General features: G+C 38.0%; 21 protein-coding genes and 1 pseudogene. 7 read left to right on the top strand and 15 right to left on the bottom strand.

Annotation, left to right across the window (positions count from 1 at the left end):
- Positions 1–3: 3 nt before the first annotated feature.
- From FHR28_RS07190 to FHR28_RS07215, 6 genes are all read right to left on the bottom strand, one after another.
- Entirely contained in the window at positions 4–744 is a 741-nt protein-coding gene (locus FHR28_RS07190) for an alpha/beta hydrolase (RefSeq protein ID WP_166782263.1), read from the bottom strand.
- Between the two features lie 24 nt (positions 745–768).
- Positions 769–1,500 (bottom strand): hydroxyacylglutathione hydrolase, encoded by a 732-nt coding sequence (gloB, locus tag FHR28_RS07195; RefSeq protein ID WP_004719298.1) that lies wholly within the window; start codon positions 1,498–1,500, stop codon positions 769–771.
- A gap of 203 nt (positions 1,501–1,703) precedes the next feature.
- Complete coding sequence (locus tag FHR28_RS07200; RefSeq protein ID WP_166782264.1) at positions 1,704–2,321, bottom strand: hypothetical protein; 618 nt, start codon at positions 2,319–2,321, stop codon at positions 1,704–1,706.
- Between the two features lie 233 nt (positions 2,322–2,554).
- Positions 2,555–3,250, bottom strand: a complete 696-nt coding sequence (locus FHR28_RS07205; RefSeq protein ID WP_166782265.1) for a methionine ABC transporter permease — start codon at positions 3,248–3,250, stop codon at positions 2,555–2,557.
- Positions 3,247–4,272 (bottom strand): methionine ABC transporter ATP-binding protein, encoded by a 1,026-nt coding sequence (locus FHR28_RS07210; RefSeq protein WP_105713754.1) that lies wholly within the window; start codon positions 4,270–4,272, stop codon positions 3,247–3,249. Before FHR28_RS07210 ends, FHR28_RS07205 begins: the two co-directional genes overlap by 4 nt.
- Positions 4,273–4,385: 113 nt before the next feature.
- Positions 4,386–5,258, bottom strand: a complete 873-nt coding sequence (locus FHR28_RS07215) for a MetQ/NlpA family ABC transporter substrate-binding protein (RefSeq protein ID WP_166782266.1) — start codon at positions 5,256–5,258, stop codon at positions 4,386–4,388.
- Between the two features lie 560 nt (positions 5,259–5,818).
- Here FHR28_RS07215 and FHR28_RS07220 point away from each other — a divergent pair.
- Positions 5,819–6,481, top strand: a complete 663-nt coding sequence (locus tag FHR28_RS07220) for an RBBP9/YdeN family alpha/beta hydrolase (protein ID WP_166782267.1) — start codon at positions 5,819–5,821, stop codon at positions 6,479–6,481.
- Between the two features lie 94 nt (positions 6,482–6,575).
- On the opposite strand, the gene purD is transcribed toward FHR28_RS07220, so the two are convergent.
- From purD to FHR28_RS22070, 7 genes and pseudogenes are all read right to left on the bottom strand, one after another.
- Complete coding sequence (gene purD, locus FHR28_RS07225) at positions 6,576–7,859, bottom strand: phosphoribosylamine--glycine ligase (protein WP_166782268.1); 1,284 nt, start codon at positions 7,857–7,859, stop codon at positions 6,576–6,578.
- A gap of 144 nt (positions 7,860–8,003) precedes the next feature.
- Complete coding sequence (purH, locus tag FHR28_RS07230; protein ID WP_151957901.1) at positions 8,004–9,578, bottom strand: bifunctional phosphoribosylaminoimidazolecarboxamide formyltransferase/IMP cyclohydrolase; 1,575 nt, start codon at positions 9,576–9,578, stop codon at positions 8,004–8,006.
- 94 nt (positions 9,579–9,672) lie between these two features.
- A complete protein-coding gene (fis, locus tag FHR28_RS07235; protein WP_001086304.1) occupies positions 9,673–9,942 on the bottom strand; it encodes a DNA-binding transcriptional regulator Fis in 270 nt (89 codons plus the stop codon).
- A 375-nt stretch (positions 9,943–10,317) separates the two neighbouring features.
- Complete coding sequence (locus FHR28_RS07240; RefSeq protein WP_096734434.1) at positions 10,318–11,178, bottom strand: zinc-ribbon and DUF3426 domain-containing protein; 861 nt, start codon at positions 11,176–11,178, stop codon at positions 10,318–10,320.
- Positions 11,179–11,199: 21 nt separating this feature from the next.
- Positions 11,200–12,102 carry a 50S ribosomal protein L11 methyltransferase gene (prmA, locus tag FHR28_RS07245; protein WP_056511947.1) on the bottom strand — a complete coding sequence of 301 codons (903 nt, stop codon included), beginning with the start codon at positions 12,100–12,102 and terminating at the stop codon, positions 11,200–11,202.
- A 127-nt stretch (positions 12,103–12,229) separates the two neighbouring features.
- Positions 12,230–13,105 (bottom strand): bile acid:sodium symporter family protein, encoded by an 876-nt coding sequence (locus FHR28_RS07250; RefSeq protein WP_166782269.1) that lies wholly within the window; start codon positions 13,103–13,105, stop codon positions 12,230–12,232.
- Positions 13,106–13,622: 517 nt separating this feature from the next.
- A pseudogene (locus FHR28_RS22070) lies at positions 13,623–13,856 on the bottom strand (hypothetical protein); the annotation flags it as partial.
- Between the two features lie 259 nt (positions 13,857–14,115).
- Here FHR28_RS22070 and mnmG point away from each other — a divergent pair.
- Complete coding sequence (mnmG, locus tag FHR28_RS07260; RefSeq protein ID WP_056511939.1) at positions 14,116–15,996, top strand: tRNA uridine-5-carboxymethylaminomethyl(34) synthesis enzyme MnmG; 1,881 nt, start codon at positions 14,116–14,118, stop codon at positions 15,994–15,996.
- Between the two features lie 479 nt (positions 15,997–16,475).
- Here the strand turns inward: mnmG and FHR28_RS21760 are convergent, their stop codons facing one another.
- Positions 16,476–17,471, bottom strand: a complete 996-nt coding sequence (locus FHR28_RS21760) for a helix-turn-helix transcriptional regulator (RefSeq protein WP_004719313.1) — start codon at positions 17,469–17,471, stop codon at positions 16,476–16,478.
- A gap of 310 nt (positions 17,472–17,781) precedes the next feature.
- On the opposite strand from FHR28_RS21760, the gene FHR28_RS07270 reads away from it, so the two are divergent.
- The 5 genes from FHR28_RS07270 to FHR28_RS07290 all read left to right on the top strand — a co-directional run bounded on the left by FHR28_RS07270 (position 17,782) and on the right by FHR28_RS07290 (position 22,377).
- Complete coding sequence (locus FHR28_RS07270) at positions 17,782–19,383, top strand: circularly permuted type 2 ATP-grasp protein (protein WP_166782270.1); 1,602 nt, start codon at positions 17,782–17,784, stop codon at positions 19,381–19,383.
- A 38-nt stretch (positions 19,384–19,421) separates the two neighbouring features.
- A complete protein-coding gene (locus FHR28_RS07275) occupies positions 19,422–20,030 on the top strand; it encodes an alpha-E domain-containing protein (RefSeq protein ID WP_004822456.1) in 609 nt (202 codons plus the stop codon).
- A complete protein-coding gene (locus tag FHR28_RS07280) occupies positions 20,027–20,806 on the top strand; it encodes a transglutaminase family protein (RefSeq protein ID WP_096734428.1) in 780 nt (259 codons plus the stop codon). The genes FHR28_RS07275 and FHR28_RS07280 overlap by 4 nt, the downstream gene beginning before the upstream one ends.
- Before the next feature lie 73 nt (positions 20,807–20,879).
- Positions 20,880–21,614 carry a proteasome-type protease gene (locus FHR28_RS07285; RefSeq protein WP_004822453.1) on the top strand — a complete coding sequence of 245 codons (735 nt, stop codon included), beginning with the start codon at positions 20,880–20,882 and terminating at the stop codon, positions 21,612–21,614.
- 334 nt (positions 21,615–21,948) lie between these two features.
- Complete coding sequence (locus tag FHR28_RS07290; protein WP_166782271.1) at positions 21,949–22,377, top strand: BLUF domain-containing protein; 429 nt, start codon at positions 21,949–21,951, stop codon at positions 22,375–22,377.
- Positions 22,378–22,443: 66 nt separating this feature from the next.
- Here the strand turns inward: FHR28_RS07290 and alr are convergent, their stop codons facing one another.
- Positions 22,444–23,517, bottom strand: a complete 1,074-nt coding sequence (alr, locus tag FHR28_RS07295; protein ID WP_166782272.1) for an alanine racemase — start codon at positions 23,515–23,517, stop codon at positions 22,444–22,446.
- Positions 23,518–23,651 lie beyond the last annotated feature (134 nt).

Here is a 23,651-nt window from a genome sequence, read left to right on the forward strand (position 1 = left end):
TTATTATGCCTGTATGGGATGATGTTGATCTAAGAAATCTAAAATATCGCCAAACAGTTGTGTCTGATCTTTGCCTAAAGTCATGAGATGCCCTGTATTGCGATAACTTTTAATCTGTTTTTTTGTAGAATTCACATGATTATAAATGGTTTGTGCACTGGATTGATAATGTGCATCATCTAACTCGCCATACAATAAAAAAATAGGTGCGCGAATTAAAGAAACATTGCTTATGGTTGCGGCAACAAACTGATGAAATGCATGTAGTTGTATTGCTGCTTTATTTTCTAAGTTTCTTAAGTCTAGCTCTACATTGCTATTCTGAAATTGATGGAGATATTCAGCATAGTGCTTTAGTCGCTTAAAAAGATCATTTACACTTCGATCCTGTGGCGCAGACATGCTAATACATGCATCAATTGGAAAGTGCTCAGTGAGTTTTAACGATAAAATTGCACCTAAAGAAACCCCAATGACAGCAATATGCTTATAACCCTGATTTTCTAAGAGTTGATAAGCATTATATGTATCTTGCCACCAATCATCTGTAGTGTAATTGAGAAACTCATCAATCGTTAAACCATGCCCGGCGTAGCTAGGTGCATAGCAAGTGTAACCATGTTTATGCAGAAATTTTGCTAAGGCCTTCATATCTTGAACGGTGCTGGTATAGGCATGTAATAACAGTACCGCCCGCTGAGAGGCTTTTAAAAACAGAGGCTTAGGCTGGCGCAGTTTTAACATTGTGGGGACAATAATCGTGATTGCTTAAAAATGATCTTTCAATGCACGAATACGCGCAAATTCTTCAGCACTTTCGACACGTAAAAAAGGATTGGTTTCAAGCTCAAGTTCAATGGTGCTGGGCAAGGTGATTTTCCCATGTTCACGGAGCTGTTTGATTTCTTCGGCACGTTGTTGTATTGCTCGGTTCTCTGGCTCGATATGCAAAGCAAATTGTGCATTAGAAAGCGTATATTCATGGGTGCAGTAAACTTTGGTTCTTGGTGGTAAAGCAGCGAGACGATTGAGAGAGTGATAAAACTGCTCTGCAGTTCCTTCAAACATACGTCCACACCCCATAGCAAAAAGGGTATCACCACAGAAAACACTGTCTAATGCATCAATAAAATAAACGACATGCCCTAGGGTGTGACCTGGCACAGCGATAATGTCGATGTTTAATCCATGAAATTCAAATTGATCATCGTGTTGCAGCGGGTAGGTAATAAAAGGAATGTGACTCAGTTCAGCGCGTGGCCCATAAACAGGAATATTATGATCTGCGATTAATTCTGGAACACCACCAATATGGTCTTTATGCCAGTGTGTGAGCCAAATTTGTTTTAAATTCAGCTGATGTTCAAGGCAATAATCTTCAACGAGTGATGCTTCAGTGGGGTCAATTGCAACGACATCATGGCTTTGACTGTCTTCGATCAGCCAAATATAGTTTTGTAATTGATTTTTTACATCTATGACGTGAATTTTAAATTGCATCGTTGAATTCCATGAATATGCTGACACAAATTTAATCGCAAAATCAGCTATAGACAAGTTAGAAAGCAGATTACAGTCTTTTTTATGTGAAAACATATGTAATTCGATAGTGCGGCATGTTTTTTGCTTGAACAAACAAGACATATGGTAGGTTATTCTTTTAGAGAATAGCATATAGACCAATATGCTATTCTCAATAAAACTTAACAGGCCATTCCTTGGTTGATTTCTAATTTGCTCAGTTTGCCATTTTTAAAACTAAAATCGACATAACTGCGATAGCCTGTTTCAAATTCAGCAGGATTTTTTAAAAACTCTTTGGCTTCCGATGCCGTTAAAATTAAAACACTGGTGCCTGTTTTGGCGCTGTTTGGGAAGTCTTTTTTAAATTGATTCATGCTATACAGATTAGTGATGGGTTTATTGTTAATCAGGATTGTATCCGTGATCGCTGGCGCATTTGACCAAGAAAGCCAAACTCGTCCTTTGGTTGTGCCAAGTTGTTGAAAATTATTTTTGCCTTTATAGAAAGTCTCAGACTTAATCTGTGGATTGTCTTCACTATAAATTTCAAACATCAGTTTTTTCCCTGATGCAGTAGAGGTTGAGTATTCATAGTTACCACTACATTCTGAAAATGCTTTTGTAGTTTTTTGAGAGGTGTTTCCGAGCAACTTTTCAATTTGCGTTGCACTTAGCGCTTGGTTGAGCTCTACACCATTGACTTTTACTGTGGTGGTGTAATTGTCTGAAGCTTGCGCAAAACTACAAATAGGTAGCATAAGGAGTAGTGAGGCGATTGTTTGAGTAAAATTATTCATTTCAAATATTTCTTAAGTTTTCTATAACATAATTAGTTCTGACTGATTGATCAAGAGCAGATGATCAAATGAGTGGAATTAAAGTGGATAGGACTAAGCAAGTATAGAATCAAGTACGGATCTATAAATTTTATAAGTATTTATATCTGTAGCTAACTAAAGAAATAAAAAATACCCTCAACAAGGAGGGTATGATTTTAGAAAAAAGAACAGCTGGAAATGGCAAGCAAGGATTATCGAAGCTTTGATAACCAATTTCCAAGACTCTGTACAATTTGTACAAGGATCAATAAGACAATCACGGTGAGATAAACCACACTTTGATCGAAACGTTGATAACCATAAGAAATTGCTAAATCACCAATACCGCCAGCGCCTACAGCACCCGCCATTGCTGTTGCACCAATCAAGCTAATGGTTGCTGTGGTAAGGCTCAAAATGAGTGAGCTACGGGATTCAGGGATAATAAACTTAAAAATAATCTGCCAAGGCGATGCACCCATTGCTTGTGCAGACTCAATGATCCCTTCATTCACTTCAAGCAATGATGTTTCTACAAGACGACCAATATAAGGACCAACATAAATGGTCAACGGTACAATCGCTGCCCAAGTACCGATTGTTGTACCCACGATCGCTTTGGTCAGTGGAAAAACCGCAATCAATAGAATAATAAAGGGGAGCGAGCGTAGTGCATTGACGATAGGATTTAAAATCTGATAGACAGCACGATTGGGTAAAATGCCAGTAGGGCGAGTGACCAGCAAGGTAATTGCTTGAATAAAGCCCCAAATGGTACCAAACAGCATTGCAAAAATGACCATTTGAATGGTTTCTTGCATCGCTGTAACAAATTGGTCAATGCTTAAAGAGCTTTTCCAAAATGGTGCAGTAAGCGTAGTGAGCCATTGTACAATGAGTTCTCTCATAGTCTAACTCCTGACTGTTCCACCTTGACCCCATTTTTTTCAAAGAAATCTATGGTTTGGCGAATGCTTTCAGCATCTCCCAAAAGTTGTATAAACATTTGACCGATGACTGAGCCATTAATTTCAGTCATATTGGCAAATAAAATATTTAAGCTGACATCAAATTGCTTAATTGCTGCTTGTACCACAGTCTCTTGCGCTGAAGTACCCAAAAATTGCAGGCTATAAATACTTTTATGATTTTGATTTTCGAGATTGTTTAAGATATTAACAGGGAGCTGTTGCTGTAAAACAGTTTGAATAAAATTTTTCGTCGTCGGGTGTTGCGGTTGACTAAAAATTTCTAAGGTAGAGCCAGTTTCAATCACTTTGCCTTGTTCCATGACCGCAACATAATCACAAACAGATTCAATCACATCCATTTCATGCGTAACCATGACAATGGTAATCCCTTGCTCTTGATTAATCTTTTTAAGCAAAGCGAGAACAGATTTCGTGGTTTGTGGATCAAGTGCAGAGGTTGCCTCATCACAAAGTAAAATTTTGGGGTGGTTGGCCAAGGCGCGTGCAATACCGACACGTTGCTTTTGTCCTCCCGAGAGTTCATCTGGAAAAGCATCTTTTTTGTGCTTTAGATCAATAAACTCAAGTAACTCATTTAAACGTTTTTCACGTTGGTCTTTACTGACACCCAGCAACTTTAACGGCATTTCAATATTGTCAGCTACAGTTTTGGTTTGTAGCAAATTGAAATGCTGAAAAATCATGCCTATATTTGCACGTTCTTGACGTAATGCACGTGCATCAAGTGCCGTAAAGTCTTTTTGATTAATGATGACTTGTCCTTGGTTGGGACGCTCAAGCAAGTTAATCAAACGGATTAAGGTACTTTTACCTGCACCACTATAGCCGATAATGCCAAAAATACTGCCCGCTGGAATCTCAAGATTAATCTGATCCAGTGCACGTATGGTTTGACCTTTCAACTCATAGTGTTTTGAAATGTTTTTAAATTCAATCATATCGTCAAAAACTATAGCAAAAAGAAAAAACAGGCAAATTCACTTTGCCTGTTTTATGAGGGCCTGTAGACCTTTCATAAAAGAATGGTCAATAGACCTGATCCATTATAAAACTATTTTGATTCTGTAAGATAGCTTACAGGTTTATTCACATCAACTTTAGTTCCACCGAAGTGTTCTTGAACATATTTACCTACAGCCGGAACATGATATAACTCACCCACTTTTTTCAAAAGGGCATCGTCTTTACGTGCATCTGCAACAGCAAGTACGTTGACATTCATTTTGGTTGTTTGGTCAACTGGCTCATAATAAACCGAATCTTTAAGCACGTTTAAACCGCCTTCCATTGCCAAAGTATTACCTAAAACAATTGCATCAACTTCATCTTTAGCACGTACCGCAGTCGCCATTTGAATAGGTTTGATAACAATTTTCTTTGCATTTTCAGTAATATCAGCAGGCGTGCCTTTAACTAAATCAAAGCCATCTTTCAATTTGATGAGACCAGCAGATTGTAAAAGTAACAATGCACGTGATTCATTTGCGCCATCATTTGGAATAGCAATGGTTGCACCATTGGCAAATTCTTCAACTTTTTTAACTTTACTAGAATAAATACCCATTGGCTCTAAATATGTTGTAGAGATTGGTGCAATTTTTTCTTTGTTTGATTGATTGAAAGCAACAAGATATGCATAAGATTGAAATGCATTGATATCGACTTCTTTGTTTGCCACAGCAGTATTCATTGCAACATAGTCAGTGAAGTTTTTAACTTCTAATTTAATTCCAGCTTGCTTTGTTTCTGGTAATGTTGCGATATAGCGCCAAATATCTGCATCTGAACCTGTAGAAGCCATGGTAACGACTTTTTCTTTACCTGCATCTGCTTGAGCAGCATCATTTTTTGGAGCTTCTTGTTTTCCACAAGCAGAAAGAGTAAGCACAGACGCGCTAAGTAAAACGCCAAACAGCTTTTTCATGAATAAATCCTAAGTAGCAAATGCAGTAGAATTTTGTCCTTTGCATTCTCGATCATTTAAATCGAATTTTTAACATTTTGAAAATAAATAATGCGGTGACGTACTTGTCTGATTGCGCTATCTATATTCTTTACATTTGAGGATTAGCAGTATGTTTTAAAAGAATTTTAATTGTTTAAAACAGACTCTAAAGATTTGTTTATCATATCAATAAATGAAAATTATACATAGTGGCTACGTGTTGATATTGGGTAGCGATGTCGTTGCATGAATATCAATGTTTTTATTAATTTAATAAAGAAAACAAATGCTTTTGTTGAATGCTAAACGATAAATGATTAAATTTTATACTTATTCATAATATATAAATTTTTTAGGATTTATTATCTTTTTTTTAAATAAGTAAAATAAACTTAGATCTGCATCTATAGCAGTGCTCTGATAAGCGTTATTTCAAATTGTTAGGCGAAATAGGGTGATTTTATTCAAACAGTGATTGACATTGACACTACTGTCATACTTTAGCATGAAGATCTTATATACATCAAAGAGATCAATAAATGAAATTAATCATCTTTCTTTTAAGCAGTTTGTTATTGCTAAATACTGCATATGCTCAAAATAATGTTTATATCATTCATGGCTATGGTGCAAAGGTGGCTGATCATTGGTTTGATTATATTGAGGAAAATTTACAAGATAAAAATACTAAAGTTGTAAAGATCGCGTTACCGAATTCAAGCAATCCAAATCTTTTACAGTGGAAGCAAACCTTAAAAAATAATATTGCTCAAATTGATCAGCATACATTTTTTGTTGCGCACAGTTTAGGATGTATTACGCTGCTTGATTTCCTGTCTGAATTGGATTTTCAACAGATAGGTGGTGTTGTCTGTGTATCTGGATTTTTGAATAAATTGGCAGTATTACCTCAACTGGATTCATATATCGCTGAGACGAATAAGGATTTTTCTTTTAAAAATAAAATATTAAATCGAAGAATGTTTATATCGAGTAATGATCAATATGTTCCAGCTGATTTAAGTATCTCGCTGGCAGAAAAATTAGAGTTTCCTTATGAAATTATTCCCAATGCTGGACATTTTTTAGCGAGTGATGGATATCGGGAATTTCCTCAATTATTAGATTGGCTTCAAATGGTCATTGGTGGTGTTGAGGAAGTAGGTGATTCAAATGATTCAGCGCAAAATCAATCAAGGTAATTAATCTTATATTTATTATTCTGGAAGAGCATTACTCACTAAAAATTTACCAAATAAAAAACCCGCCTAGGCGGGTTTTACAACTCAATCGAGTTTAAGCATTTTCACGAGCAATCGCACGGTAACCAATATCTTTGCGGTATTGGACACCATCAAAAGTCACTTTTTGGCAAAGTTCCAAGGCTTTTGCTTGCGCTTCACCAATTGTGTTGCCTAACGCTGTAACGCAAAGTACACGACCGCCAGCAGTCACTACATCACCATTGGCATTATTTGCTGTACCTGCATGGAAAACTTTAGCATCTGTCATTTGGGTATCTAAACCATAAATGACATCATCTTTGCTCGAAGTTTCAGGATAGCCTTTAGATGCAAGCACAATACCAACAGTTTTACGCTCATCCCATTCAGCTTCAGTAGGTAAGTTACCAGCAATACCAGCTTCTACTAAATCAACCAAAGAAGATTTTAAGCGCATCATGATCGGTTGAGTTTCAGGGTCACCAAAACGGCAGTTAAATTCAATGACACGAGGTTGCCCTTGCTCATCAATCATCAAGCCAGCATACAAGAAACCTGTATAAGTATGACCATCAGCTTTCATACCATCTACGGTTGGACGCATGACTTCTTTCATGACTCTGTCAAAAACATCTGCAGTCACAACTGGGGCAGGGGAATATGCACCCATACCACCCGTATTTGGACCTTGGTCAGCTTCAAAAATACGTTTATGGTCTTGTGAAGTTGCCATAGGTAGGATGTTGTCACCATCAATCATACAAATGAACGATGCTTCCTCACCATCAAGGAATTCTTCAATAACAACACGCGAACCTGCATCACCAAATTTATTGCCTGCAAGCATGTCATCAATTGCATCAAATGCTTCTTGATTGGTCATCGCAACAATGACGCCTTTACCCGCAGCAAGGCCATCTGCCTTAATTACGATTGGTGCGCCATTTTTTTCTACAAATACTTTGGCTGCATCCACTTCAGTGAATACATCATAGAATGCTGTAGGAATGTTATGACGTTTTAAAAAGTGTTTGGCAAAAGCTTTAGAGCCTTCAAGTTGTGCAGCAAATTGGGTTGGTCCCCAAATTTTAAGGCCAGCTGCTCGTCCTGCATCCACCACACCATTTACAAGCGGTGCTTCAGGACCAACAATAATGAGGTCAACGGCATTATTTTTTGCAAAGTCGATAATGGCAGGGTTGTTGAGAATATCTAAAGCAACATTTTCACATTTATGTTCAGTTGCTGTACCCGCGTTTCCTGGTGCAACAAAAACTTTAGTGACTTGATCGTCTTGCGCAATTTTCCATGCTAATGCATGTTCACGACCACCACTACCCAAAACTAATATGTTCATCTTATGGATCCTTTTTTAATCCCTCCCAACCTCCCTTTATACAGGAAGGGGTATCACGAATTTAAAGAGTCCTGTAGTTCGTGACAAGTCCCTCTTATGAAAAGAGGGACTTAGGGGGATTTTTAAATAATGATTTATTGTGAATTAGTGACGGAAATGACGCATACCCGTGAAGACCATTGCAATACCAGCTTCATCCGCTGCTGCAATTGTTTCTTCATCACGCATTGAACCACCCGGTTGAATAATACATTTGATACCAGCTTTTGCAGCGTTATCAATACCATCACGGAATGGGAAGAATGCATCAGATGCCATAACAGCACCTTCAACCACTAAACCTGCATGTTCAGCTTTGATCGCTGCGATACGTGCAGAGTTTACACGGCTCATTTGACCAGCACCGACACCAATGGTTTGACGGCCTTTAGCATAAACAATAGCATTGGATTTAACGTATTTGGCAACTTTCCAAGCAAAGATTAAATCATCAATTTCTGCTTCAGTAGGGGCACGCTTAGTCACTACTTTAAGATCATCTTTGGTGATCATGCCGAGGTCTTGGTCTTGAACCAATAAACCGCCATTGACACGTTTATAATCGTATTGTGAAGCACGTTCATCAATTTTAGGAAGTTCGCCACATACCAGAACACGAACGTTTTTCTTTGCGCCAGTCACTTCAAGTACACCATCGGCAATACTTGGTGCAATAATCACTTCAACAAATTGACGGTCAACAATTGCTTGAGCTGTAGCAACATCTAACTCACGGTTAAATGCAATGATGCCACCAAATGCTGATTCTGGGTCAGTTGCATAAGCAAGATCGTATGCAGCCTTAAGACCATCTAACGATACTGCAACACCACATGGATTTGCATGTTTAACGATGACACACGCTGGTTTTGCAAATGATTTGACACATTCAAGTGCTGCATCTGTATCCGCGATATTGTTATAAGAAAGTTCTTTACCTTGTAACTGCTTAGCAGTTGAAACCGATGCTTCAGTTGCAGTCGATTCTACATAGAAAGCAGCGGATTGATGTGGATTTTCACCATAACGAAGATCTTGTACTTTATTTAACTGGGTATTGAAAGTACGGGCAAATTTGTCAGCTTGACCTTCTTCTTTACCAACACGTGCACCGAGGTAAGAAGCAATCATGCCGTCATACTGGGCAGTATGTTCAAATGCTTTAACCGCTAAATCGAAACGAGTCGCATAAGATAAAGCACCATCCGCTTTAAGTTCTGCAATTACAGTTGCATAATCAGTCGCGTTTACGATGATCCCCACAGAAGCATGGTTTTTCGCAGCTGCACGAACCATTGTTGGGCCACCAATGTCAATATTTTCAATTGCATCTGCAAGCGAGCAGTCTGGTTTAGCAACAGTAGCAGCAAAAGGATAAAGGTTTACGACAACAAGATCGATTGCATCGATGTTGTGTTCAGCCATGACAGCTTCGTCTAGACCACGACGAGCCAAAATGCCTCCATGAATTTTAGGATGCAGTGTTTTTACACGACCATCCATCATTTCTGGGAAGCCTGTGTGCTCTGAAACTTCAACTACAGCCACATTGTTGTCTTTAAGCAACTTATATGTACCGCCAGTAGATAAAATTTCCACCCCAAGAGCAACAAGGTTCTGGGCAAATTCAACGATCCCGGTTTTATCAGAAACAGAGATTAAAGCGCGTTTAATAGTCATGATCTTCGTCAACAGTTTTTAAGTCTAGAGATTGAACAGGTAGGCAAAATATAGGTAAAAAAAATGCCCACGCAAGCCGTGAGCATTTTATCATTTATTCACTCATTAAACCGTGAGCTTTTAACTTTTTGCGTAAAGTGCCACGGTTCAGTCCGAGAATCTCAGCAGCGCGAGTCTGATTCCCGCGTGTGTATTCTAAGACAACAGATAAAAGAGGTTTCTCCATTTCTGCTAGCACCATGTCGTACACTTGTGATGGTTGCTCACCTTGCAATTGTGCAAAATAGTGACGAACTGCGCGATCTACGTGAATACGAAGAGCGACGTCAGATTGTGCAGTAAAAATAGGAGATTTGCTATTCATGCGAGTTAATCCGAAAATCAAAATATTACTTGGGTAAAGTAATATATAAATGTGGTCTAAAAAAATCTGAGCTCCGTTTTAGATCCTAAAACGGTTGGCTCTAAAACAAGAACAATTAGCTTGCCACAAATCGTCGAGTTGAGTGAAAAATAAGCGTAACAATAGATTAATATTTGTTACAACACTCTTTTAAACAAAAAAATGTTCTACTTGCGCGATATTGGATATAAAGCACATAACAAAACAGTATTTTTTTTGAAAAAATGCGAGGAGTTTGCAGGACAAAGCTTTCGTGGCGCGTATGATACCATTGTCTAAGAAAAAATGAGCAAGAAAACTACATTTTTTTTCATTTTTTTATAATTTTTTTTAATTTTAAGGGTGAATAATGTCTAATTGGTACTGATCAAAACTTTTTCTTGGCTCTGTAACAACAAATTTAAAAGGATATGGGCTATTTTTAGGAATACGCTTAATTCCAACTAAACTTTCAATCAGATATTGCTCAGGTGTAATCACATGTGTAGCAATGACCTTATTTTGAGCTTTTAAGGTGACTCTTATTAGGGGTAATTCTAAGCTTTTAGAATATTGGTTATTGAGTTGACCTGAAAATTGCGTCTCGTCTCTACCAAGTGCTTTAACTTTAAGATGACTAATCACAATTTGTTTATAGCGTTGATCAACAGTATCGCACTGTAAGACGGCACAGGTTTGGGTAAAAACAGTATTTAAAAATGGATAACGATCAGTTAGGTTTGGATTAAACCAAAGGATTTGAAATAATAAAATGCTGAGTAGGGCAAGGTTGATCAAGCTCCACGCCAGATAATAAAACGTACTTTTGGGTTTTATTAAATGTTGCCCGTGGTTATTTAAACCTTGTGATAGGTTTAAGCTTGGAATGTTATTGACCGGTTCATTGTTGAAATAATTCAAATTGTTTAAGTATGTTCTTAAATCAATATTGGAGTTTTCAATTTTACGATTAAAAATATCTAAGACATTGGTTTCGATTTGTCGTTTCGTCGTAATGAGGTTTTGTGCCTGATTTTGCACAACAGTATCAGGATCGATCTTGGGTTGAGCAGGTTGACTGTTTTGTAGATGGATTAATGCATTAAAATTATGTGAACATTTCGGACAACAAACCATACCCTGCGCAACAGTGAGTTGCGTAACTGATACTTTATAAACTGAAGCACAATTTGGGCATCGGGTTTGTTTTTCGGTCATAAATATTTATATTTTCATAGATTAAACAGCCTTACGCGACCCAGAAATTCTGCACCAGGTTTCTTCACGTTTCTCGACTTCTACTATATCAAAAAATTCAGAATAAATACTAGAAACATCAGTAACTTGCTCTTCAATTACGCCAGCAAGTGCGAACTCTCCCTCAGATTTAATCAAAGTTGAGAATTCTTTAGCAAGTGACATAAGTGGACCTGCAAGAATATTTGCAACTAAAATATCAGCCTGTTGGTTTTTAAATTCTGCATTGAACTCTTCAGGTAATCCAACATAAAGATTTTCAAGAACGCCATTCAGCTCAGCATTTTGTTTGGTTGCTAAGACGGCTTGAGGGTCAATATCTGTTGCATAGACTTTCTTTGCACCTAAAAGCAGTGCTGCAACACCGAGGATGCCTGAACCACAACCATAATCAATCACCACTTTATCTTTAACATCAGTTTTGCCTAACCATTGTAGACAAAGGAAAGTAGATGCATGGTTACCCGTACCAAATGCTAAGCCTGGATCAAGTTTGATATTGACTGCATCCGCTTCTGGTGGCTCTATCCATTCAGGTACGATCCAATACTTTTCACCAATTTGAATTGGTTCATAGTAATCCATCCAAGAACGTTCCCATACTTGGTCTTCAAGAAATTCACTGCGCATCGGTTCAGTTGGGAGTTGGGTGCGAATAAATGTTTCTAGTGCTGTTACATCAATGTCTTCGCCTTCTTCTTGCGCATAAATTCCTGTAACAATCACTTTATTCCACAGCGGAGTTTCACCTGGGAGTGGTTCAAGCAAGTCTTGGTTTTCAGCATCATCTAATGTCACGCTGACTGCGCCTAAAGAACTTAACAATGTTTCAGTAAATTCAACTTGAGCTTGTTCTACAGTAATATGAATTTGTAACCACTTCACGGCAAAGACCTAAATCGTTTTCTTAAAGGCAGTATTGTAGCCGAAACTGGGAAGTTACGCTTATATTCAGTGGGAAAATAAAAAATGGATGCTTAAGCATCCATTTTAGTTGAGGCACATGATGGCTTTATATCGCAGGTTCAGTTTCAGTTGTAGCATGTCTTGAAATTAAGGCACCAAAAATAGCAGCGAAAATATACATAAAGATTGAGTAAACCGCTGCAGGCATCGCGACTGTAGAATTTGCGATGACAGTTAAAGCAATTGTCATGGCTAAGGTACTATTATGAATGCCGATCTCAAATGCACATGCACGTGCTTGAGCACTATTAATACCGAGTAATCTTGGAACGAAGTAGCCAATAACCAGACTGCAAATACAGAAAATCACCGTGGCTAGGCCAACTTGAGTCAGGTACTCCATGATATGTGCACGTTCTTTGGTGATTGCCCCAATAATAATGAGAATCAAAAATACCACTGAGAAAATTCGTAAAGGTTTACTTAATTTTTCAGTAAAGTGTGGTGCATAATGTCGAATGAGCATGCCGATACACACAGGAATTAAAATAATTGCAAAGACTTGCAGTATCTTACTGAACTGCATGGTGATTTGTTGCCCATCATTCATAAAGTATTGAATCGAAAAGTTTACGATTAAAGGCAAGGTAAAGGCAGCAATGACCGAGTTAATTGCAGTTAAGGTAATATTAAGTGCAATATCCCCTTTAAATAAATAACTAAATAGATTGGCGGTACTTCCTCCAGGTGAGGCTGCAAGTAACATTAAACCAACGGCAAGCAAAGGTGGGAGTGCAAGCACTTTACAAATGATAAAAGCGATACCGACCAAAAGTACCAACTGACAGAATAACGCAATCAATACGGCTTTAGGGTGTTTAGAAACTCGCGCAAAATCTTTTGGAGTAAGTTCTAAACCTAGTCCAATCATAATAATGGCGAGGGCGAGGGGAAGCATTATGGTAATTATCCCTGAATCCATAGTTTCATCCTTTTTGTTGTTTTGACATCAATTCAATATGTGAATATTCCGTACTCGATTTGAGTGTAATCGAAAGGTATCGAATTGAAAAATGAAATCTATGACTCAGAAATCTTCTTGGAAATATGTGTTTTAAATATATAGCATTAGGCCGAATAACAATTGATTCATCGTAGATGTAAAACTATATGGATACTGATATTAATCAAGTCTACACAGACTTGAAATAAAAAAGGTGCTCCATTTTTCAATGGAACACCTTTTTGCTCAGACATGCTATTTATAAAAGCAGGAATTTATAAAAGCATATGCCTATGCTTAACGCAGATTATTGCGCTTGGATCGGATCTTCGCTTGGAGCGGCTTGACTCGGTTGCTCCATGGCAGGTTGTTCTGCTTGTGATGCATCATTTGTTGCTGGTGCATCTGCACTCGCTGGAGCAGATTGTTCTACAGCTGGGCGGTTTTCAATGGCTGGTTCAGGCGCTGCAGCAGCGGCGGTTGGGTTGCCACCTGCCGGTGCTGGGAAGCTAAATTGTAATTTACCATTTTCATTTGGTTCACATGTACCATTAAAAGTTACACCTTTATTGGCGTAGGTGACCCAGTCACCTTGTTTTTTCTTGGCACATACCTGAATTTGCTTTTTCACTTCGGCTTTGCTGGTGTTTTCATCAGCAGCATGGGCAAAACTAAATGCAGCACAACTGAGTAAAGATGCTGTAATTACTTTAGACATGGTATTTTTCATCATGATATTCCTTTTATATAAAGTCTCGAAAAAAATAATTTGTCCGTGTATTGTCTATCGTATCGTGAGTTTTTGATAAGTTAAATTCTATTTGTAGGGCAGTCATGAAACGAAGTGTCAATTTATGTTGCCTATGTATAAGAGATGTTTAATCGTTCATACGCATGATTGATGGAAATAATATTTGTAAAACTGCCTAAAACTAGAAGTAAAATTTTGCTATAATTTCCTGTCATTCTTTTATCTCTCATTTATCACTATGCATTATCCTAAAGTTTACGATGTCATTGTTATCGGTGGCGGTCACGCAGGTACGGAAGCGGCACTCGCTGCGGCGCGTATGGGTCGACAGACTCTGCTTTTGACTCATAACATTGAGACTTTAGGGCAGATGAGCTGTAACCCAGCCATTGGTGGTATTGGTAAATCTCACCTTGTTCGCGAAATTGATGCCTTAGGTGGTGCAATGGCATTGGCTGCGGATAAGGGCGGTATTCAATTTCGTATTTTGAACTCGCGTAAAGGCGCAGCTGTACGTGCAACTCGTGCACAAGCTGACCGTATCCGTTATAAAGCCGCGATTCGTCATACACTTGAAAATCAAGCCAATTTAGATATTTTTCAACAATCTGCAGATGACTTAATTGTTGAAGGCGATACTGTTAAAGGTGTAGTGACCCAAATGGGTATTCGCTTTGATGCGAAAACTGTGGTGTTAACCACAGGTACATTCTTAGGTGGCGTGATTCACGTTGGTCTAAATAATTCGTCAGGTGGACGAGCAGGCGATCCACCATCAATTTCGTTAGCAGCTCGTTTACGTGAATTAAATCTACCAGTAGGTCGTTTAAAAACTGGGACACCACCACGTATTGATGCGCGTTCTGTCGATTTTTCTGTGATGATTCCGCAACCGGGTGATTTCCCATCACCAACCATGTCATTTATGGGTGATGCTTCGATGCATCCTGAGCAAGTAAATTGCTATATCACGCATACCAATGCGCGGACTCATGAGATTATTCGTGGTGGTTTAGACCGTTCGCCGATGTATACCGGGGTGATTGAAGGTGTAGGCCCACGTTATTGCCCATCGATTGAAGATAAAATTCATAAATTTGCCGATAAAGATTCGCATCAGGTATTCCTTGAGCCAGAAGGCTTGGATACACACGAGCTTTATCCAAACGGTATTTCAACATCTTTACCATTTGATGTGCAGTTTGAGTTGGTACGCTCAATCCGTGGTATGGAGAATGCGCACATTCTTCGCCCAGGCTATGCAATTGAATATGATTATTTCAACCCGCAGTCTTTGAAATTCTCACTTGAAACCAAATCGATTAATAACTTGTATTTTGCAGGTCAAATTAACGGTACAACAGGTTATGAAGAAGCTGGTGCACAAGGTTTATTGGCGGGCTTAAATGCTGCACGCCGTGCATGGGATCAAGAGCAATGGACGCCTAAACGTGATGAAGCGTATATGGGTGTTTTGGTTGATGATTTGATTACCTTAGGTACCAAAGAACCGTACCGTATGTTTACCTCTCGTGCGGAATATCGTTTGATGCTTCGTGAAGATAATGCTGATCAACGTTTAACTGCAATTGGCCGTGAAATGGGCTTGGTTGATGATGAGCGTTGGGCTTCTTATTGTGAAAAAATGGAAGCAGTTGAAAAAGAAACAGGTCGTTTACAACACCTTTGGGCTGCACCGAACAATCCAATGGGTAAAAAATTCGTTGAATTGACCGGTGCTGATCTCTCTAAAGAATGTTCTGCAATCGATTTACTTAAACGCCCAAACATCAACTTTTCACAAATTGCTGAATTAACTGGTTCTGAAGTATCTGCATTTGTTGGTGAGCAGATTGAAATTTCTGTGAAATACGAAGGTTATATCAATCGTCAGCAAGAAGATGTTGCGCAAATGAAGCGTTTGGAAGATACCAAAATTCCTGCTGATTTTGATTATGATATCGTTTCAGGACTTTCTCGTGAAATCACCATGAAACTGAAAAATGTATTACCTGAAACATTGGCACAAGCCAGCCGTATTCCGGGTGTAACACCTGCTGCTGTTCAATTGGTGATGATTACAATTCGTAAAAATAACCAAGCGAGAAAATCAGCTTAAGATGTTGAATTGTAAGAAACCCGCTATATGCGGGTTTTTTATTGTCTCTAGCTTGTCTTTTCTTGCTTATCTTTGTTAAGGCTAAATTTACGATTTATTATTAAAAGCAAATTTTAAATACACAGATCCAATCTAACTTTATAAAAATAACTCCTAAACAGAATTGATGAAAAACAAAGCAGTTTTAATTATTTTTCAGTTTGCAAAATCATCGCTATAGTCAATTTACATTCAAAAGAGAGGTGAACACCATGACAATGAAATCAATCCGCTACAATAGTGCTGAACTTGCGTGCTGTAACATGTGATGTTTAACATACTCCAATAAATCCCATGTCTTGTGGACATGTAAAAATGTGACATGGGTTTTATATCAGCGCAAAAACAATAAAATTTAAAAACAACAATCAAAACAATAAATCAAAGAGCCGAAAGGCTCTTTTTATTTTGATTGTTTTCGCTTGGATGAAGTCGATAGATTATTCAATTTCATGTACCGCATTAAATACTTCAACAGGCTCAATTCGGACAATCTTTTTACCAAAACTTCTTAACCACCATACCAGTTGTGAGGTAAATGGAACCACAGCACTGACTTGATACAGTTCTTCATTCAGTTGTTCAACTTTTTGCTCTTTACTGAGTTGGCTCTCCGTAAAGTATTGTGCATCATCTTCGTGCATAACTAATTTTAATTCAACATTTTCGGTCGGTCGAGAAAAGTCGACTCTAAAGCCCAGCGCACCAGAATCGATATATTCATCAATATCGAATTTGACTGGGTGTAAAGCACGTAAATCTAAAACAGTTGCAGATTTAAAACGGTGTAATGCAAAGGTTTGAACTTCTGTCTTGTCATGACGCGTACAAATCAAATAGATAATTGCACCTTTTTGAACCAAACCTAAAGGATTTAGAGTATAGGTTTTCTCTTCACCCTGATAACCACGTGCACGATAGACACATTCAATTTGTTTATCTTGTAGTAGTCCTTCATAAATGGCTTGCTGTGCATGTCTTTCCACCAGAGGAGGGATTACTGGTTGGCTTGCAGGCACAATTCGAACACGGTTAATCCATTGGCGAACATTGTTCTGCGTAGAAAGGCTACGCCGTGCCAAATCGAACCAAGGGTTCATTTCATCAATTAAACTCGGTGGAAGCAGGTGTTTTAAATGTTCTTCAACCATCATAAACGTGACTGCTTGCGAGCTGGTCATATGCGGCAGACTTTGAATCGGGGCATCTGAACGCCAACGCCAGCCTTGCGGTACGGTTTTGTTACTCTCGATAGGAAAGCGTTGAGCAATCTGATTTAGATCACGTTGAATCGTGCGTAAGCTGATTTCGATCCCTTCACGTTCTAAAACTTCTTGTAATTCACGTGTGCCCATCCACTTCCCAGTAGAGAGTCGGGACAGGATTTGCCATTGGCGATAGAGGCTATTGGAAGTTTCTTTTTCTTGTGCAGACATGGTTTGGTATCAATGGAATCGTGAATGTTTAAGGGAAATAAATCAGCTACACAATAGAAAATTAAAACTGATTCTGCAAGTTATATCCTGTGAGTAGTTGCTTAGGTGTTGAAAATATTAGCTAAAAAATTTTGAAACAAGTTCGATCAAAACTCACATTGAGTGCAATAGTAAACAATGAATTAATAAAACTGAGCCAGAAAGATTTAATTGTACAGGTGAAGAATACAGGATATGGCGATTTAATAATATTTTGGCATTGATATTGCATTATTAAAGAAGCCATTAGAGAAGATAAAAAGAGGTTTGTATGCTAAAAGAAACCATAGATACAAATTCAAGCAATGAGAATTATGCAGATCGCTTTGCTTTGCCAATTGCTGAGGCAGAAGAAAAAACTGAAACGACGAATCAACAACAGATAGGAAATATTCAACAGGCCATTAATCTAAATATCGATGCACAACAAGCCTCACATCATTTACTTAAACAGATGAATTCGGTTTTTTTTAATGAAATGACGGATGATCACGTTCTTTCGCCCGAAACTGCTGAAAAAATTGAAGATTGGTTATCTCAACACAGCATTTACCAACTTGAAAAACTGAATGAAACAGCCAAAGCACATTTTTTATATCAAGGAATTACTTTTGCGGTTTATGGTGAAACATCGGGAATTGATCGAACCATACCGTTTGATTTAATTCCGCGTGTGATTGCCAAGCAACAGTGGAACAAGATTGCAGCAGGCTGTACACAGCGTATTCAAGCGTTAAATTTATTTTTAGCTGATATCTATAATCAACAAAATATTTTAAAAGAAGGTTTAATCCCAGCAGTACAAGTGCTATCGCATGAAGCTTATCAACCGGTGATGATGAATCATCGCTTAAATGGAAATATTTACAGTCAAATTAGTGGAATTGACATTGTACGGGACTGCAAAGGTGAATTTTTTGTCTTAGAAGATAATCTACGTACGCCTTCAGGTGTGTCCTATATGCTTGAAAGCCGTAAGATGAGTCAAAAACTCATGCCTGAGTTATGTAATCAACACGTTGCCAATATTGAGTTGTATCCACAATTGTTGCGTGATGTTTTGGCTGAAAATTCAAAAGTGGATTGCCCCACAATCGTGGTTTTAACACCAGGACGTTATAACAGTGCTTATTATGAACATTCATTTTTAGCAAGGGAAATGGGTGTGCCTTTGGTGACATCACGTGATCTTTTTGTTGAAAACGACAAGGTTTATGTGAAAACTATCCGTGGACGTCAACAGGTTGATGTAATTTATAGGCGTTTGGATGATGGTTTTTTAGACCCATTAAGCTTTAGACCTGATAGCACTTTAGGTGTTGCAGGGCTAATATCTGCTTATTTAAGTGGAAATGTGGTGATTGCCAATGCACCTGGTACAGGCGTTGCAGATGATAAGTCGATTTATCCCTATGTGGATCAAATGATTGCTTATTATTTAAATGAAAAACCAATTTTGTCCAATGTACCGACGTATCAATGCCGTGAAGCTGAAGCTTTGGATTATGTTTTGGCAAATCTGGATCAATTGGTGGTAAAAGAGGCTCAAGGTTCAGGTGGTTATGGGATGCTCATCGGTCCTAAAGCAACTGAACAAGAAATTGACCTATTTAAAATGAAGTTAATGGCTTCACCCTCTGCGTATATCGCTCAACCCACCTTAAATTTATCTGTTGCACCAACACTAACTTCCCAAGGAATTGCTGAACGTCATATTGATTTACGACCATTTATTCTCAGCTCACCAGAACGCATAGAAATTGTTCCAGGTGGCTTGACTCGTGTTGCGATGCAACAAGGTTCATTGGTGGTCAACTCATCACAAGGTGGTGGAATTAAGGATACATGGGTAATTGATGAATATTCAATTTAGCCCCACCTTCAAATAATCCCAGCCAAAGGAGAGCAAACATGATTTTACTCAGTACCAATGCACAGAATATATTTTGGTTAGGACGCTATTTAACCCGTATTCAATATTTATGTAGCCAATTTCCATTTAAAACCAATGAATTGGCTTTAGACTATGCACATGCTTTTTGTTTACCCGCATTTGATGCAAGTTCTTTAAATGAATTGATTTTAGATAATGAGCAACCTGCATCATTTCATCAGCATTTTTTATGTGCCAAAAATAATATTCATGATTTACGTGGGGTGATTTCAGCACAGTCCTTTGCCGAATTAAATCAGTTATTACAACAGGCAGAGCAAAATGCTGGTTTTATTTGTGATGTTTGTGAAGAATGTAATGATGTATTAGAAGCAGAAGATGATGAATTGTTGTTTCTATTTTTTAGCTTAGGGCAAAAAATGGAACAATTTGATCGTCAATTGCGTCTGAATCAAGATAAATCAGTGACTTTGACACAATTGAATCATTTGATTGATCGTTTAGATCAACATGGTATGTGTAGTTTGCCTGAAGTTTGGGAAGAACTAAAAAACCAACCAGACCGTATGAATTATTATCATTTTAGTGACCATATTGACTCATTATTTGAATTGGATCGCTTATGAAACTGATGATTAATCACCAAACGCATTACCAATATTCTGAATGGGCAAAAAATAGTATTCAGTATATCAAGATGACACCACAGTCTAATTTGCATCAACAGGTGACGGGTTGGCATGTCAGTGTTCCCGGTGAAAAACACATTAAAAAAGATGCTTTTGATAATGTTTGGTTGACCAGTTCGCAAATTGAGCCTTATCAACAAATGTCCATTATGGCGCAGGGGATTGTCGATATTAATGTAGACAATCAATTTGGTATCGAAGATCAGGTATCGCCTGTAGTTTTTTTACAGCCAACCACTGCAACCTTGTGCAATACAGAAATGATTGCTTTTGCTGAACAGTATATAACGCATAAGCGTTGGGCGAATTTCCAAAAATTAGCAGAAGCTTTGTTGCAACATATGCCTTATATCAGCGCAAGTACCACAGTAACACATACCGCAATGGAGTCTTTTTCAGCACGGCAAGGGGTATGTCAAGATCATAGTCATGTCTTGATTGCGATGGCGAAAGCATTGGGGGTACCAGCTCGCTACGTTTCTGGTTACTTATATGTAAATAATCAATCGCATTTGGCAAGTCATGCTTGGACAGAGATATTTTTAGACGGTAAATGGCATGTTATTGATGTCAGTAATCAATTATTCCGCCCAGAATCACATGTCTATGTGGCGATTGGACGCGACTATTGGGATGTTGCACCCGTTCGTGGAGTAAGAGAGCAAGGTGGCACTGAAACCATGTATTCTATTGTTCAAGTGCTTGCATGTTAATGGTGGCAATGGTAAATAGTGTGAATAATTGCAGAATGTGATTAATCTCAAATTTAGTTGTATAGGTAGTTTCATGACGTATTGCTGTGCTTTAAGACTCAAACAAGGTTTAGTATTTATTAGTGATACTCGAACCAATGCTGGAGTCGATCACATTTCTGTATATCGAAAACTTTATACGTTTGGGGTAAAAGGCGAACGCTTTATTTGTATTCAAACTTCTGGCAACCTTGCAACGACACAAGCGGTGATTGGGCATTTAGAAAATCATTTGGCACTTAAGCAAGAACCCAATTTGTATAGTGTGAATACGATGTTCGAGGTTGCAGGATTGGTTGGGCAAACCCTACGCAAAGTCATTGCAGATGTCACTGAAGATACTCAAGAGCAAAGTAATTATTATTGTAGTTTATTGGTTGGTGGCCAGATCAGTGGGGAGGAAATGCAGCTTTATAATATTTATCCGCAAGGTAATTTTATTTCTGCAACCAGTGATACGCCTTATTTCCAGATTGGTGAAAGTAAATATGGTAAACCAATTTTAGATCGTGCCTTAAGTTATGATATGCCTTTAGATGAAGCGTTACGTTGTAGTTTAATTTCATTTGATTCGACTTTACGTTCAAATGTATCTGTTGGTATGCCATTAGATGCGATGATTTATCTTAAAGACAGCCTAGAGGTGCCAAAAGGCAAGCGAATTAACGACAGTGATCCTTATTTTCAACACATCAGCAAACAATGGTCTGAAACTTTAAAGAAAGGTTTGCAAGATTTACCTAAACCGACCAATGATTATTTTGAATAGTACTCTATGTGCTTTTAAAGCGAGTTTAATCTCGCTTTTTTTATATTAAAAATTATAAAGAGGTCGCATAAATTCAATTCTATGTTTCTTTTATTCTAAAATTTATATCGAGACAATTGACTAGGTGGATCATGATTTACTTTGTGTTTTTAATGATAAATATATATTAAATCACTGTTTTAAATTAAAAAAATTAAAGAGCACGGTTGCTATGTATGTACTGTAAAGCAATCCGAATAAAAAAATGATAAACAATTAAATAATAAAATGTTAAGACTTGTATGATCGCAAATAATTGTTTATAAATAATGAAAGTTAAAAATAGAAGAATTACATGACTTTTCAATTATGCTACGCAAGTAAAACAACTTCACCCCATCACCAAATACTCAATGATTTAAGAGATATTTTAGGTGAAGCGAGAGATTTTAATATACTTCATCAAGTTCAAGGCGTTCTGTATTTTGCAGATGAGCATTTTTTTCAATGCCTAGAAGGTGAGGAAGTGATTATCTTACATGTATTGGAAAAACTACATAAAGATCCAAGACATCATCAGATCAAGCTGTTTAGAGCAGGCCATGTTGAGCAAGGGCATTTTTCACAGTGGTCTATGAAATACGTGAGACGAAATGGCAAAATTCAACAATACTTCGAGAGTAAGGGCTATAACCATTTTCGCCCATTAAGTTTAGATGAACAGGATATCCCGACATTACTTAAACTACTCTATGAGATTGAACAGCCAGAAGAATTTGTCTGAAATCTGAAAACTCTTAAAAAATCCAAGCGATGGCTTGGATTTTCATCTTGAATCGAGAACGCGTGTTTAAAGTTTTTTACGGATAGGGCGAGCACTCATACGACAGAGTAACTCATAACCGATCGTACCATTGGCAGCAGCCACATCATCAACCAAACGATCTTTGCCCCACAGTTCAACGACTGTACCTAGCGGTGCATCTAAACCAGTGATATCAATTGCGATCATATCCATTGCGACACGACCAATGATCGCTGTCATTTGACCATTGATGCTGACATAGTTTTGTTGAGGAAAAGCACGCGGATAACCATCCCCATAGCCTATTGAAACAATGGCGATATCCATTTCATTTTTGGAGAAAAATGTAGAGCCATAGCCTACAGATTCACCTGCTTGAATATGATTGAGTGCAATGATTTCAGCGGTAAAGCTCATGACAGGTTTGATGTCTAGTTCAGCAACGCTTCGATCTGCAAAGGGAGACGCGCCGTAAAGCATAATACCTGGACGTACAAAATCAAAATTCAGTTCAGGCCATTTAAAAATAGCAGCAGAATTGCAGCATGAAGCTAAGATCGGTTCACAAGCAGCTTTTACCTGTAAGAATTGATCTTTCTGTTGTTCATTTAACGGGTGATGATCCGCATCCGCATTGGCAAAATGCATGGTCAGCACACAGGTAAAGCCTTCTGCTTTGAGTGATTGAATCACTTCAATAATTTCAGCCACCTTAAAACCCAATCGGTTCATACCGCTATTGAGTTTTACCCAGACTTTTAAACCTTTGTCGATATATTGTTTTTTATGTGCACGTAACCAAGCCAATTGTGGTTGATGATGTACAACGATTTCAAGGTTGTTTTCAAGAACACTAATCATTTCATCAGCGCTGAAAATACCTTCGATGAGAGTAATCGGTTGTTGATAGCCTAATGCTCGAATCTCTAAGGCTTCAGCAAGGCAGGCGACACCAAAGGCATCAGTCGCATTTAAGGCGGCTAAACAGTCCTTGACGCCATGTCCATATGCATTGGCTTTAACCATACTGACAATTTTAGCGCTTGGTGCAAGTTGTTTGACTCGGTTTAAATTATATTGCAGTGCTTCACTGTCAATATAAACTGTTGCTTGACGCACCCTAGTTACTCCTGAGGAATGGCAAAGATTGAATAATGCTAAATCGCATAAATAGAGATAAAAGCCTAACTTTAAAAAAAGTGCAGCTTTAAAACGCTAAATATTGTAGTCCTATCAGCTTTAAATAAACATAA

Source organism: Acinetobacter sp. BIGb0196, assembly GCF_011759595.1.
In the GTDB taxonomy this organism is placed as follows: Bacteria; Pseudomonadota; Gammaproteobacteria; order Pseudomonadales; family Moraxellaceae; genus Acinetobacter; species Acinetobacter guillouiae.